The 13,403-nt window shown below is 61.0% G+C and carries 15 protein-coding genes; 10 read left to right on the top strand and 5 right to left on the bottom strand.

Features of this window, described 5'->3' with window-relative positions:
* Positions 1-14 precede the first annotated feature (14 nt).
* Positions 15-515: an NUDIX domain-containing protein gene (locus ABID19_RS22535; protein ID WP_354493165.1), complete on the top strand. Its 501-nt coding sequence runs from the start codon at positions 15-17 to the stop codon at positions 513-515.
* Here the strand turns inward: ABID19_RS22535 and ABID19_RS22530 are convergent, their stop codons facing one another.
* On the bottom strand, positions 516-1,505 hold the full coding sequence (locus tag ABID19_RS22530) for a glutathione S-transferase family protein (RefSeq protein WP_354493164.1): 990 nt from the start codon (positions 1,503-1,505) through the stop codon (positions 516-518). It abuts the gene before it with no gap.
* A gap of 273 nt (positions 1,506-1,778) precedes the next feature.
* Here ABID19_RS22530 and ABID19_RS22525 point away from each other — a divergent pair, with 273 nt between their 5' ends.
* The 6 genes from ABID19_RS22525 (at position 1,779) to ABID19_RS22500 (ending at position 6,624) form a co-directional block, all read left to right on the top strand.
* Complete coding sequence (locus tag ABID19_RS22525; protein ID WP_354493163.1) at positions 1,779-2,315, top strand: GNAT family N-acetyltransferase; 537 nt, start codon at positions 1,779-1,781, stop codon at positions 2,313-2,315.
* Positions 2,316-2,385: 70 nt separating this feature from the next.
* Positions 2,386-3,147 carry a 3-hydroxyacyl-CoA dehydrogenase gene (locus ABID19_RS22520; protein WP_354493162.1) on the top strand — a complete coding sequence of 254 codons (762 nt, stop codon included), beginning with the start codon at positions 2,386-2,388 and terminating at the stop codon, positions 3,145-3,147.
* Between the two features lie 20 nt (positions 3,148-3,167).
* The gene (locus ABID19_RS22515; RefSeq protein ID WP_354493161.1) at positions 3,168-4,364 is read left to right on the top strand and encodes a CaiB/BaiF CoA transferase family protein; all 1,197 of its coding nucleotides are present in this window, start codon (positions 3,168-3,170) and stop codon (positions 4,362-4,364) included.
* A gap of 38 nt (positions 4,365-4,402) precedes the next feature.
* A complete protein-coding gene (locus ABID19_RS22510; RefSeq protein WP_354493160.1) occupies positions 4,403-5,209 on the top strand; it encodes a HugZ family pyridoxamine 5'-phosphate oxidase in 807 nt (268 codons plus the stop codon).
* 128 nt (positions 5,210-5,337) lie between these two features.
* Positions 5,338-5,676, top strand: coding sequence for an ArsR/SmtB family transcription factor (locus ABID19_RS22505; RefSeq protein ID WP_352933312.1), 339 nt, complete (start codon positions 5,338-5,340; stop codon positions 5,674-5,676).
* A 144-nt stretch (positions 5,677-5,820) separates the two neighbouring features.
* Entirely contained in the window at positions 5,821-6,624 is an 804-nt protein-coding gene (locus ABID19_RS22500) for a TrmH family RNA methyltransferase (protein ID WP_354493159.1), read from the top strand.
* Positions 6,625-6,640: 16 nt separating this feature from the next.
* Here ABID19_RS22500 and ABID19_RS22495 read toward each other — a convergent pair whose 3' ends face one another.
* Positions 6,641-7,804, bottom strand: coding sequence for a coiled-coil domain-containing protein (locus ABID19_RS22495; RefSeq protein ID WP_354493158.1), 1,164 nt, complete (start codon positions 7,802-7,804; stop codon positions 6,641-6,643).
* A 136-nt stretch (positions 7,805-7,940) separates the two neighbouring features.
* Entirely contained in the window at positions 7,941-8,477 is a 537-nt protein-coding gene (locus ABID19_RS22490; protein ID WP_352933800.1) for a DUF1134 domain-containing protein, read from the bottom strand.
* Between the two features lie 428 nt (positions 8,478-8,905).
* Here ABID19_RS22490 and chpT point away from each other — a divergent pair, with 428 nt between their 5' ends.
* A complete protein-coding gene (chpT, locus tag ABID19_RS22485; RefSeq protein ID WP_077380165.1) occupies positions 8,906-9,535 on the top strand; it encodes a histidine phosphotransferase ChpT in 630 nt (209 codons plus the stop codon).
* A 250-nt stretch (positions 9,536-9,785) separates the two neighbouring features.
* On the opposite strand, the gene ctrA is transcribed toward chpT, so the two are convergent.
* Positions 9,786-10,481: a response regulator transcription factor CtrA gene (gene ctrA, locus ABID19_RS22480; protein ID WP_006203583.1), complete on the bottom strand. Its 696-nt coding sequence runs from the start codon at positions 10,479-10,481 to the stop codon at positions 9,786-9,788.
* A gap of 451 nt (positions 10,482-10,932) precedes the next feature.
* Here ctrA and ABID19_RS22475 point away from each other — a divergent pair, with 451 nt between their 5' ends.
* Positions 10,933-11,310: a flagellar export protein FliJ gene (locus ABID19_RS22475; protein WP_029349790.1), complete on the top strand. Its 378-nt coding sequence runs from the start codon at positions 10,933-10,935 to the stop codon at positions 11,308-11,310.
* Positions 11,311-11,650: 340 nt separating this feature from the next.
* Here ABID19_RS22475 and sciP read toward each other — a convergent pair whose 3' ends face one another.
* Complete coding sequence (gene sciP, locus ABID19_RS22470; RefSeq protein WP_006203587.1) at positions 11,651-11,926, bottom strand: CtrA inhibitor SciP; 276 nt, start codon at positions 11,924-11,926, stop codon at positions 11,651-11,653.
* Between the two features lie 271 nt (positions 11,927-12,197).
* Between sciP and mnmA the strand changes: the two genes are divergently transcribed.
* Positions 12,198-13,388: a tRNA 2-thiouridine(34) synthase MnmA gene (mnmA, locus tag ABID19_RS22465; RefSeq protein WP_354493157.1), complete on the top strand. Its 1,191-nt coding sequence runs from the start codon at positions 12,198-12,200 to the stop codon at positions 13,386-13,388.
* Positions 13,389-13,403: the final 15 nt, after the last annotated feature.

Below are 13,403 nucleotides of genomic sequence, written 5' to 3'. Positions count from 1 at the left end.
CGGTTTCGTGGGTGATGACATCTCCGGATCCGGAAGAAGGTTTACGCCAGACCGGCTGGCCGGGTCTCAGGGCAAGGCTGTTTCATCTGTATTTCGTGCTGCGCAGGCCGATGACGCTCGGAGTGCGCGGCTTGATCCATGACCGCACGTCCAATTCCGTCTTCCTCATTCGCCACACCTATGTACCAGGCTGGCAGCTTCCAGGCGGTGGCGTCGAGCTGGGCGAGACGATGATCGAGGCGCTGGCGCGCGAGCTCTCCGAGGAGGGCAACATTGCATTGACCGCGCCGCCGGTGCTGAAATCGATGCATTTCAACCGGCGGGCCAGCCGCCGCGATCACGTCGGCCTCTATTTGGTCGAGCAGTTCGATCAGACGGCGCCGAAGCTGCCCGACCGCGAGATCGCCGCAGCCGGTTTCTTTCCGCTCGACCGCCTGCCGGAAGGAACGACGCCGGCCACGTTGCGGCGGCTTGCCGAGATTTTTGACGGCGAACCGCCCTCATTCTACTGGTGATTACGCCGCCTTCTTGAACCGATTGCGATCATGCGGCGCCGCGTAGTCCAGATCTGGTCCGACCGGCACGATGCGTGTCGGGTTGATCGTCTCGTGGCTGCCGTAATAATGCGATTTGATGTGATGCAGGTTCACCGTGCCTGAAACGCCTGGAACCTGATAGAGGTCGCGCAGATAGTTCGACAGGTTCGGATAGTCGGCGATGCGGCGCAGGTTGCACTTGAAATGGCCGACATAGACCGGATCGAAGCGGACCAGCGTCGTGAACAGCCGCCAATCGGCCTCGGTGATGCGGTCACCGACGAGATAGCGTTGGCGAGACAGGCGGTCCTCGAGTTGGTCGAGCGCCGAAAACAGTTCGCCGAACGCTTCATCGTAGGCCGTTTGCGTGGTGGCAAAGCCGGCGCGGTAGACGCCGTTGTTGATCGAGGGATAGACCAGCGCATTAACCGCTTCGATCTCGCCGCGCAGCGCTGGCGGATAGAAATCGAGATTGGCATCGCCCCATTCGTCGAAGGCTGAATTGAGCATCCGTATGATCTCGGAGGACTCGTTGGAGACGATCGTTTGTTCTCGCCTGTCCCACAGAACCGGCACCGTCACGCGGCCGGAATAGGCGGGATCGGCCTTGGTGTAGATTTGATGCAGGAAATTGAGGCCGTAGAGCGTATCGCCGGTAGCGCCGTCCGCGGTCAGGAATGTCCAGCCATTGGCGCCCATGAAATGATGGAGGACCGAGACCGAAATCACATCCTCGAGCTTCTTTAACGCTCGAAAGATCAGCGTCCGGTGTGCCCAGGGGCAGGCAAGCGAGACGTAGAGATGGTAGCGGCCGGGCTCTGCCTTGAAGCCGCGCTTGCGACCTTCGCCCGGCACCCCGTCGACCGTGACCCAGTCGCGCCATTGCGACTGCGCCCGCACGAACCTGCCGCCGCTGTCCTTTGTGTCGTGCCGGCGGTCCTGCCATTTACCGTCGACCAGCAGTCCCATACTAAATCTCCCTGCATCCTCTTCACCATTTAGGCGCAAGGCGGCGCCGCCGAAGTCGCCATGTGCTGAACAGACCGTCACTTGGGCGAAACGGCACCCGAAAACGGCCGATTGCAGTGGCTGAGGATTGATGCTAGCGGACAATCCGCATGTTCGACTTTGCTTTGATCCGGTTCGACCGACGACGAAAGGGCGCCCGCGCTTAATGAAGCGCTGACTGGCGAACGCTGCCGTTTGCAGCAAACCTTCCCCGTATACCGGAACGCAAAGACCATGAGCCTTGCCGACGTGAAATACCTGCCGGAAACTCCGGCGCACGACCCCGAAATCGAAGCCATCAACGACGAAGCCTTTGGGCCGGGCCGTTTCGTGCTGGGCGCCTACAAGATCCGTGAGGGCGGCCCGCATGAACGCTCCCTGTCCTTCGTGGCCGTCGATGGCGACATCGTTGTCGCCTCGGTGCGCATGACGCGTATCGCGGCCGGCGCCGGCCGCGCACTGATGCTTGGACCGCTTGCCGTGCGGCCGGCGTTCAAGAATCTCGGCATCGGCCGCCGGCTGGTCGCGATCGCGCTGGAAGCCGCCGCCAAGGCCGGCGTGCCGGCCGTGATGCTTGTCGGCGACGAGCCCTATTACGGCCCGCTCGGCTTCAAGAGAATCCCGCGTGGGCAAATCTCGATGCCGCGCCCGGTCGATCTCGACCGGCTTTTGTCGCATGAGATCGTGCCGGGTGCGGTGGCAAGGCTGGTGGGGGAGGTTTGCCACGCCGATCAGGCAAGAGTTGCCGCGCATGTCGCCGCTATGGCGTGACCATCCGGATGCTGTTGCGCCGTCCTGTCGGGCTTCGTAGCATGTGGGCGGCAGGATGGAGGACGCTGGCATGAATCCGAACGGCCAGATTGCGATCGTCACCGGCGGTGGCTCCGGCCTTGGCGAGGCGACGGCGCGTGCGCTGGCCGCGAAGGGCGCCGGCGTTGCCATCCTCGACCTCGGCATCGACCGTGCGGCGAAGGTTGCGGCCGATATCGGCGGCATCGCCATCCAATGCGACGTGAGCAGCGCCGACGGCGGTGCCGCTTGCGTGGCGGAAGTGGCAAAGAGGCTCGGCGAACCCCGTATCCTGGTCAATTGCGCCGGCATCGCCATCGGCATGAAGACGATCGGCAAGGACGGTCCGCACCCGCTTGACCAATACCGCAAGGTGATCGAGGTCAACCTGATCGGCACCTTCAACATGATCCGCCTCGTCGCCGACCGGACCGCCAAGCTTCAGCCGCTGGAGGGCGGCGAGCGCGGCGTCATCGTCAACACCGCATCGGTCGCTGCCTATGACGGTCAGATCGGCCAGGCGGCCTATTCAGCCTCCAAGGGTGGCGTCGTCGGCATGACGCTGCCGGTGGCGCGCGACCTTGCCCGGTCGGGTATTCGCGTCTGCACCATCGCGCCCGGCATTTTCAAGACCCCCATGGTGGCCGGCATGCCGCAAGAGGTGCAGGATTCGCTAGGCGCCGCGGTACCCTTCCCGTCCCGTCTCGGCGAGCCTTCCGAATATGCAGCCCTTGCGCTGCACATCGTCGAAAACCAGATGCTCAACGGCGAGACCATCCGCCTCGACGGCGCCATCCGCATGGCGCCGAAGTAGCCGACCATGAGTGCCCGACCATGAGTGCCGAAGTCATCCCGCAGGCGAAGACCGGCCCGCTCGCCGGTCTGACAGTGATCGAAATGGCAGGGATTGGACCGGTGCCGCTGGCCGGCCTGATGCTGTCGGAGATGGGAGCCGAGGTGCTGCGCATCGAGCGGACCGGTTCGACCGAGCCGTTTCTGTCGCTACCCGATGAATACGACATCGATCATCACGGCCGCACCATCCTGCGGATCGACCTGAAGCGCCACGAAGGCGCCGAACTGGTGCTGCGCCTTGCCGAAAAGGCCGACATGCTCGTCGAAGGGTTTCGTCCAGGCGTCATGGAGCGGCTTGGTCTTGGGCCGGATGCTGTACTGGCGCGAAACCCGGCACTGATCTACGGCCGCATCACCGGGTTCGGCCAGGACGGACCGCTATCGGGTCGTGCCGGCCACGACATCACCTATCTCGCCTATTCGGGTGTGCTGCACGCCATCGGCCAGGAAGGAAGCCGGCCAGTCCCGCCGCTCAACCTGGTCGCCGACTATGGCGGCGGCGCCATGATGCTGATTACCGGCGCGCTGGCCGCCCTGTTTGAGCGTTCGCGCACCGGCAAGGGACAGGTGATCGACGCGGCAATGACCGAAGGTGCTTCGATGTTGACGACACCTATTCACGCCTTGATGGCGGCCGGCCTGTGGAGTGATACGCGCGGCGCGAACCTGCTCGATTCCGGCGCGCCGTTCTACGACACCTATGAGACGGCGGACGCACGGTATATCGCCGTCGGCTGCCTTGAATCCCGGTTCTTCGCCGAGTTCGCGAGATTGCTGCCCCTCGACGAGCGTTTTGTAAGGGGCCAATACGACAGGACGTTGTGGCCGGAGATGCGCGCCGCCATTGCCGATCGGGTCGGGCAGAAGACACGCGACGACTGGGCCAATCTCTTTGCCGTGACCGATGCTTGCGTCGCACCGGTTCTGTCGCCGAGGGAAGCCAGGGATCATCCGCACAATCGCGCTCGCAACGCCTTTGTGACGTCGGGTGTGCTTGATCGCCCTGCCCCGGCGCCGCGCTTTTCGCGCTCGCGGCCGACGCTTGCCGGCATGCCGGCCGATCACGATCGTCAGGCGGCGATGGCTACGGTGCTGGCACGCTTCGGCCTTTCGAAAAGCGAGGCCGAGGCCCTTTTCAAATCTGGGGTCCTTGTCAAATCCGGTGCGATAGATTGATAACTGGACAAGAAAGATCGGCTTAAACGGTGAGCATTTTGGACGACCGAAAGAAGGACGTGATCCGCGAGACCGACGCCGAAGCGATCAGACTGGCGAAGACGCTGATCCGCCGCGCCCGTTTCGGCGCGCTGGCGGTGATAGAGCCAGGGACCGGTTCGCCGCTGGCCAGCAGGGTCGGTGTCGCCACCGATATCGACGGCACGCCGCTGATCCTCGTATCGATGCTGTCTTCCCATACCGGGGCGATCCTCGCCGATCCACGCTGTTCGCTGCTGGTGGGCGAGCCTGGCAAGGGCGATCCGCTGGCGCACCCACGGTTGACGCTTGTCTGTCGGGCAGCACGGCTTGAGCGCGGATCCGGCGAGCATGCCCGCGCCGAACGGCGCTATCTCAACCGCAACCCCAAAGCGAAACTCTATGCCGGACTTGGCGACTTCTCGATCTTCCGCCTCGAGCCGGAGCGCGCCAGTCTCAACGGCGGCTTTGGCAAGGCCTACTTGCTGGAGCGCACCGATCTGATTACGGCCACGCTGATCGCCGAGGAACTTGCCGCCGGCGAACAATCCGCCCTCGATCACATGAACGCCGATCACAGCGACGCAATTGCCATCTATGCCAGCCATTTCGCCAAGGCCGCGGGCGATAGCTGGGTCCTCACCGGCTTCGACGCCGATGGCATGGACCTGGCGTCGGGCGACGATGTCTGCCGGGTCTTCTTTCCCGAGCCCCTGAGGACGGCGCGCGAGCTCAGGCATGTTCTGGTCGACATGGCAAAAACCGGCCGAGCGGCAGATCAAACACAGCCCGACAGTAAATCGCGTCGGATTGAAAGCAAGTCTTGAGATTTGAGTGAAATGTTCTACCCTTTCCCGGTAGCGTTGAATCGCCAACGCACATTCGCGAGTGAGTCTATGGAATCAGACGCTATTGCCCCCATAGCGCCGGATGAGCAGGAAGGTATGGGGGATCGATGGTCTCGAAAAAGCTAATCGCCAATGCCGAATCAGCGGCTGCGTTTCTGACGCTGATGGGCAATGAGAAACGACTGTTGATCATGAACTATCTAGCCGACGGCGAAATGTCGGTCGGCGCCATCGCCGAGAAGGTTCTGCTCAGCCAATCCGCTTTGTCACAGCATCTGGCCAAATTGCGGGCGCTCGATCTCGTCGAGACCCGGCGCGACCGGCAGATGATCTACTATTCATGCAAATCCGATGCCGTGCGCGAACTTCTCAAGACGCTGGACGGGATTTTCGGCGAGGGTGAGCTGTCGCAAATGACGTACCGCCTGCGTCGCTCCGGGACTTGACCGGCCAGCCGAGCACCCCTTAGCTCGCTGACGATTTTTAGAGCGACGTGCGTCCATCTGGGCGCACGAAAGTACGCTCTAACACTATGAGTCTTCGCATCGTGCTATCTGAAAACAAGCCGATGCGAGGCCGCCGAGGCAAGCATGCGCCACATTCGTATCAACGACCCGCAAGACCCGCGCATCGCCGCCTATCTCGATATCCGCGAGCGCGATCTTGCCGGACGGCAGGGCCGTTTCGTTGCCGAAGGCAAGGTGGTGCTCGAGATGCTGCTCGCGGCCAAACGCTTTTCGGCCGAATCGGTGCTGGTGCTCGAAAACCGGCTGGCAGGCCTCGACGCAACCCTGCGCAAGGCGCCCACGGACCTTCCGGTCTACGTGGCTACCGGCGAGGTCATGGACAGGATTGCCGGCTTTCACATGCATCGCGGCATATTGGCGATCGGCCGCAAGGGCGAGGCGCAACCTGCAGAGGCTTTGTTTGACGCCCTGCCCGCGCGCGCGTTGATCGTTGCGCTGGTCGGCATCGCCAACCACGACAATATGGGCTCGATTTTTCGCAACGCCGCCGCCTTTGGCGCCGACGCCGTGTTTCTGGACGCGACCTGTTGCGATCCGCTATACCGCAAGGCGATCCGGGTCTCGGTCGGTGCCGCGCTGAAGGTTCCCTTCGCCTCGTTCACTGAGACCGTCGGCTTCACCACGGCGCTCGACCGGTTGGGCTTCGGCCAGTTCGCTTTGTCGCCGCGTGGCCAAACCGATATTCGCGATGCGAAAAGGACTGAACGGCTGGCGCTCTACCTCGGCACTGAAGGCGAAGGGCTGCCCGAGGGCCTGCTCGCCCGCCTGCGGACGGTGCGAATCGATATGGCAGAAGGCTTCGACAGCCTGAATGTCGCCGCCGCGTCGGCGATCGCCTTGCATCATTTTTCGGCGAGCTGGACCTGAGCCGCAGAAAGCAGCATCACGGCCTGGGTTCCTGCATCGATTCGGCCTTCTGCAGCGCCCGCACCCGATCGGCAAGACTGCGTTCGCCGCTCCCCGGTTGCCTGGGCGCCGCAAGCACCTTTGCGATCGGCGACTCCGGCCCGTCGAGCTTTGCCGTCAGGGCCACGACCTGCGCCGCCAGGTCGCTCATCTGGTCGCGCAACGCAGCGCTGGCCCGGCGCGCATCGTCGCCCTCTCCGGATTTGGAAGCGGCAAGATCCGTTTTCAGCCTCTTGTTCTCGCGGGCCAGCGCCATCAGTCTCGCCTCCAACTGCTCCCGGTCGCTGTCGAGCTTGGCGATGGCTTTTTCGATGCCGTCGCCTTTGACGGCCGCATTGGCCTGGCTGCCTTGTGCTGCCGCGAGACGCACCGCCGACGCGTTTTCCACGCTTTTCGATTTTTCGCGAAGCCGCGCGATTTCCCTTTCGCAGCGGCCAAGCTTATCCTCGCGATCGGCAAGCGTGGCGAGCAGGCGCTCGACCTTCTTGTCCAGTTCGCCGGTCTTTTTCTTTTCGGCCTTCAGCGCGTCTTGCGCCGCCTTGTTTTCGGCCGCAATCTCCTGTTGGCGTCTCTCCGCCTCCCTGCGCTGACCGCGCAGCAGAGAAATGTCGTCGGCCAGCTTTTGGAGCTCGGATTCGCGCGCCACAAGTTCGATCTGGCGGTTGCTGGAAGAAAAGCTGGCGTCGTCATACATGTGCTCCAGCTTTTTCAGCTCGAGCGCACGCTTTTCCAGCGCACGCTCGGTTTGAGCGAGCCGATCCGACAAGAGCTGCAACTGATCTTCGTGCTGCCGAAATTCTTTGCTCTTGGCCTCGAGTTCGGAAAGGACCCGTTTCTTGTCCTTCCGCTCGACCGCCAGCTCCTTCAGTGCCTCGCGGCCGCGGCCGATCTCGACAAGATGTTCGGCCGTTTTCTCGCGCAGCGATTTGACGCTCATCTCAAGCTTGCGCGTCGACATGGCGAACTCGGCGCGGATGCGATCCTTCTCGGCCTGGATCTCGGCCAGCGTCAGCGGCATCGAGCCCTCGACTCGTCTGCGTGTCAGCGTCACAGCCCGGCGCCAGATGGCCGGGGCAATCATCAGCGCCAGAAAGCCGGCGCAGAGAAAGCCGAGGACGAAGAACAGGACCGACTGAACCAAGATGACTATCCGTTATGGACCGTTAGGGACTGTGCCATGTCCGCATGACGGAATTCCAGTGCTGCGGCAAGGGTCTGCCGCAACGATGTTCGGATCGTCGGCCTTGGAATCAATCAAGAGACGAGGCACCGCTTGCTCAGAACGGATTCCAGGTGGCGCGCTGGGTAAGCTTGAGGTAGCCGAGATTGACACCAAGCCGGGCGCCGACGCCGGTACGGATCGGGACCAGCAGCACATTGTTGTTCTTCATCACGTTGAAGCCGACGCCAGCCACGAGGTATGCAGAGCCGGCAACGCCGCCGTAACGATTGTAGAGGCTGGTCACATCGTCGAGATTATAGACCAGTATCATCACCCGCGAGCCCTCGCCGCCAAAATCCCAGCCAAGCGACGGCCCCTGCCAGAACACTTTGTGATCACCGGCATTCTTGGTGTAGAGCGTGCCTTCGCCGTAGGTCAGGCCACCGATCAGCGCACCCGAGCCCTCCTCGCCAAGCAGATAGCCATTGGGCAGGCCGTAGGAGGCGAAAATCTTCTCGACGACGGTGGCGAGCCCGCCCGACGTCGCGCCGAAGAATTTATGACCGGAATCGACGATCTCCTGAGCGGTGTATTCCTGAGCCCGCGAAGCCGAGGTTGAAAAGACGACAAGGCCCATGAGAGCGATTGCCATTGAGGTGACACGGAAGAGATTCCGGTCTGAGATGACACGGAAAAAATTCCGGTCGTAGTATCGGGAAAACATGCTTCCAATCTCCGTCAGGGAGCACTTTCGCCGACGCCTCGCATCCGTGCGGCTCTTTGGCGGCCGTTAAGGATGACTGTTATGGGCAAACTATGCCGTAATCCTTTTTCAACCATTAAGCTCTCACATGAAGATGGCGGTTAGAAGGCTGGTTTCGAGCCGGTTTCGCGTCGCCCGTGCAGGATCCGCATCCTGCGTGAACACACCATTTTCGATAACGACAATTCCGGATTTGTTGCTGCACGCTCAGGCGCTGTGTATTCAGTAGGCCTTGGGAGAGAGTGTGATTCGTGTGGACAGGCGTGATCATCGATCGCCCGGCCATTTCTAGTGAAATTTTGCAGGGACTTTCGCCGATGGCCGAGCTTTTCACCCTTTCCGCACCCGATCTCGCAGCGCTTTTGTGCAGCCGGGTCTGCCATGACATCATTTCGCCGGTCGGTGCCATAAACAACGGGCTTGAACTGCTCGACGAAGGCGGCGCCGACGAAGACGCCATGAAATTGATTCGCCAGAGCGCCAGAAACGCTTCGGCGCGCCTGCAATTCGCCCGCATCGCCTTCGGCGCAGCCGGTTCTGCCGGCATGATGATCGACACCGGGGACGCCGAGGCGGTTGCGATCGCCTTCCTGAAGAACGAGAAGCCGGAACTGATCTGGAACGGAACCCGAGCACTGCTGCCCAAGAACAAGGTCAAGCTGCTGCTCAATCTCATTCTGGTCGCCAACGCCGCCATACCGCGCGGCGGCAAGCTTACGGTCACGCTTGAGAACCTAGACACCGAACCACGTTTTGCGCTCGCCGCCAGCGGTCCGATGCTTCGCGTGCCGCCCAAATTCCTGGAGCTCCATTCCGGCAACAAGCCTGAGGAACCGATCGATGCGCATTCGGTGCAGCCCTACTACACGCTGCTTCTGGCACGCGAGGCCAATATGACGATATCGATCCACGCGACCGCGGAGGAAATCGTGCTTTCGGCGGCCTGACGCCACTAAGCTGATCGAAAAGAACAGATAGGCATTTTTCCGGACAATATTTACTGCGCCATCACGGCTGAAAGAATAAGCCTCTCATCTGGACCGGCACCAAGTATCGATCAAGAGACTTTTCACCTAACGGTTTTTTGACTTCTTTCCGGATTGGTCGCATGGCCTCCGGAAACGGCGCTTCGATATCTGCTACATAAACGCAAAATCCGGCCGGAGCCGGATTTTTGTCGGTGATCGGATCGGAGGTTCAGGCGCTAACGCGGATATCTTCCGGCTCGCGCAGCACATAGCCACGGCCCCAAACCGTCTCGATGTAATTCTGGCCGCCGGAAGCGGCGTCGAGCTTCTTGCGCAGCTTGCAGATGAAGACGTCGATGATCTTCAGCTCCGGTTCGTCCATGCCGCCGTAAAGGTGGTTGAGGAACATTTCCTTGGTGAGCGTGGTGCCTTTGCGCAGCGAGAGCAGCTCCAGCATCTGGTATTCCTTGCCGGTCAGATGCACGCGCTGGCCACCAACCTCAACGGTCTTGGCATCGAGATTGACCACAAGGTCGCCGGTGGTGATGACCGACTGCGCATGGCCTTTGGAGCGCCGCACGATAGCGTGGATGCGGGCGACCAGTTCGTCCTTGTGGAACGGCTTGGTCATGTAGTCGTCGGCGCCGAAGCCGAGGCCGCGTACCTTGTCCTCGATGCCGGCCATGCCGGAGAGGATAAGGATCGGCGTCTTCACTTTGGAAAGGCGAAGTGTTCTCAAGACCTCATATCCCGACATGTCAGGAAGATTGAGATCGAGAAGGATGATATCGTAGTCGTAGAGCTTGCCTAGATCGACACCTTCTTCGCCAAGATCGGTGGTATAGACATTGAAACTTTCCGATTTCAGCATCAGCTCGATGCTTTGTGCGGTCGCACTGTCATCTTCTATCAGCAGAACACGCATTTCATTCCCCTTTTCTGCTGCCGGACCATTTCACGACCCGTCCAGGACCGGAGCAGTGATTGCCTGAGCAGAGGCTGCCATCGAATGGTTAACAAAACCTAATTCCGTGCCGTTGACGGTACCAGATTTTTTAACCCCTTTCTACACCTTGTTGAATCTAATAGTGAATCACAGAACCAAACCGCTAATGCAAAACATTAATAAGCCAGACTAAGTGACTCAAGGGACTCGCCGGCCGTGCTTCCGCGTCGAGAGCCGGAATTTTTACCCGGCCTTAAGTCCTGAGCCGTATGATTAACAATGCCCGTAAACGAATGGTTACCGCCGGCAAAAAACTTTAGGAATTTGTTTCCCATAGTTCCGGTAAAGTCGGTGGAAACGGGTGACGCCTGAGGTTTGCCAGGTGGATTGGACGATATGTGCAGGTGTGCGTTTCCAGGAGTACCGAATCATGAAGTCACGTGAAAACCTCGTTCGGCTGAAGCAGTTTCAGGTGAACGAGAAGCGGCGGCAATTGCTGCAACTCGACATGATGATCGCCGAGTTTGAGCGCATGGCTGTCGAACTGGAGCTTCAGATCACTGCCGAAGAAAAGAAAGCCGGCATCACCGACATCAACCATTTTGCCTATCCGACCTTCGCCAAGGCAGCGCGCCTGCGCCGCGACAACCTCAGAAATTCGCAAAGCGACCTTGCCCAGCAGCGAAGCGTTGCCGAATCACTGCTCGGCGAGGCCGAAGCGGAGCTTTCCAAAGCGGAAATGCTCGAATCGCGCGACACCAAGATCCGCGACGCCGAGACCGGCGGCCGCAGCGCCATGATCGGCTGATCAGGGCGTTGCTCATCTCGCCGCTCATTGGTCGAGCAGCTGCCAGGCTTACGGTGCCCATACCCGTTCATGTTTTGCGGCCAACCGCGTTATGCAGGCGCAGCGCCCGCTGAAGGTGCTCAAGACCGGTGGTGGTAAGCCTTGCTCAACGTCGGCGATGCTACCAAGTCGAGAGCCGAGCGTAAAACATCCGCGTCAAGCGGATGTCGTCTGGCGTTGTGGAACGTGGCAAGATTGTCGAAGCGGGAAAGCTTACCGTCCCCGTGGCAGCAGAGAAAACCGTTCCGGCAAAACAAAAAGGGCGCGGATCATCGCGCCTTTTGACTTCCTCGAACCAGCCTTAATGCCGATATTGCTGGATGCGCGTTGTGCGCAGTCCGGCAAGGCCATACTCATCGATCGACGCCTGCCAAGACAGGAATTCCTCGGTGGTCAGCTTGTAGCGCTGGCACGCCTCTTCGAGGCTCAAAAGCCCTCCACGCACGGCCGCCACCACTTCCGCCTTGCGCCGGATAACCCAGCGGCGTGTGTTCGTCGGCGGTAGATCGGCAATCGTAAGGGGGCTGCCGTCTGGCCCGATAACATATTTGACTCGCGGTCTAACAAGATCGGTCATCGTACTCTCTACTAAAAACTCAAAGACCCAATCCCCACCACATTACCGCCACAGCTTTAAAATTTGCCTAAGCAGACCCTAATAGCTAGGTAAGGATCATGAACGCCGCGTTAGTCTTTTCGTCGGCATTTGACATATCCGCTCGCAGGCGCCGAATCCGTTCAAAAAATCGGCCAGTTCGCCAAGCTGGCGCAGCTGGAAAGCTTGACCTATATTCCTGCCATTGGCATTCAAGCGTCGTCATTCAGGTGCCGTGCAGAACGAAAGAACCATGAACAGCCTCGATCTTCCCGGACGTCCCGAAAACACTCGCATCGTTGTCGCCATGTCGGGCGGCGTCGATTCGTCGGTCGTTGCCGGCCTTCTGAAGCGCGAAGGCTATGACGTCGTCGGCGTCACGCTGCAGCTCTACGACCATGGCGCGGCAACGCACCGGGCCGGCTCGTGCTGTGCCGGCCAGGACATTGACGATGCCCGCCGCGTCTCCGAGACGCTCGGCATTCCGCATTATGTGCTCAATTATGAGGAGCGTTTCCGCAAGGCGGTGATCGACCCCTTCGCCGAGAGCTATGTAGCCGGCGAAACGCCGATCCCTTGCGTTTCGTGCAACCAGACGGTGAAATTCGCCGATCTTTTGACCACCGCCAAGGAGCTCGGCGCCGATGCCCTGGCCACCGGTCATTACATCCGCTCCGGCGCCAACGGCGCTCATCGCGCACTGTATCGGCCGGTCGACGCGGACCGCGACCAGAGCTATTTCCTGTTCGCCACCACGCAGGCGCAGATCGACTATCTACGCTTTCCGCTCGGCGGCCTGTCGAAGCCGCAGGTTCGCGCCATCGCCGAGGAAATGGGGCTGACGGTCGCTGCCAAGCAGGACAGCCAGGACATCTGCTTCGTGCCGCAGGGCAAATATTCCGACATCATCGCCAAGCTGAAGCCGACTGCTGCCAATCCGGGCGACATCGTCCATATCGACGGCCGCGTGCTCGGCCGCCATGAAGGGATTTTGCGTTACACGATCGGGCAGCGCCGCGGCATCGGCATCGCCTCTGGCGAGCCGCTCTACGTCGTCCATCTCGACGCCGACCAGGCCCGTGTCGTCGTTGGCCCGCGCGAGGCGCTGGAGACGCATAAGATCTATTTGCGCGACATGAATTGGCTGGGCGACGCTGCGCTGTCCGACATCCCGGCGGCCGGGCTTGAGCTTTTCGCCAAGGTCCGCTCGACACGCCCGCCGCGCCCAGCCGTGCTGCATCACAATGCCGGCATCACCTGGGTGGAACTGGTCGATGGCGAGTCCGGCATCGCGCCCGGCCAGGCCTGCGTTCTCTATTCCGACGATGGCAACGAGGCCCGCGTGTTCGGCGGCGGCTTCATCGAGCGTTCCGAGCGTGGCGCCGAGGCCGAGGCGATGCTGACACGGCTGGCAGCCCGGCCGGCGCAGGTTCCCGCCGAATAGACCACGATCCCGACT

It is taken from the genome of Mesorhizobium robiniae (assembly GCF_040545535.1).
GTDB classification, from domain to species: Bacteria; Pseudomonadota; Alphaproteobacteria; order Rhizobiales; family Rhizobiaceae; genus Mesorhizobium; species Mesorhizobium robiniae.
This window is presented reverse-complemented; position numbering and strand designations above follow the sequence as displayed.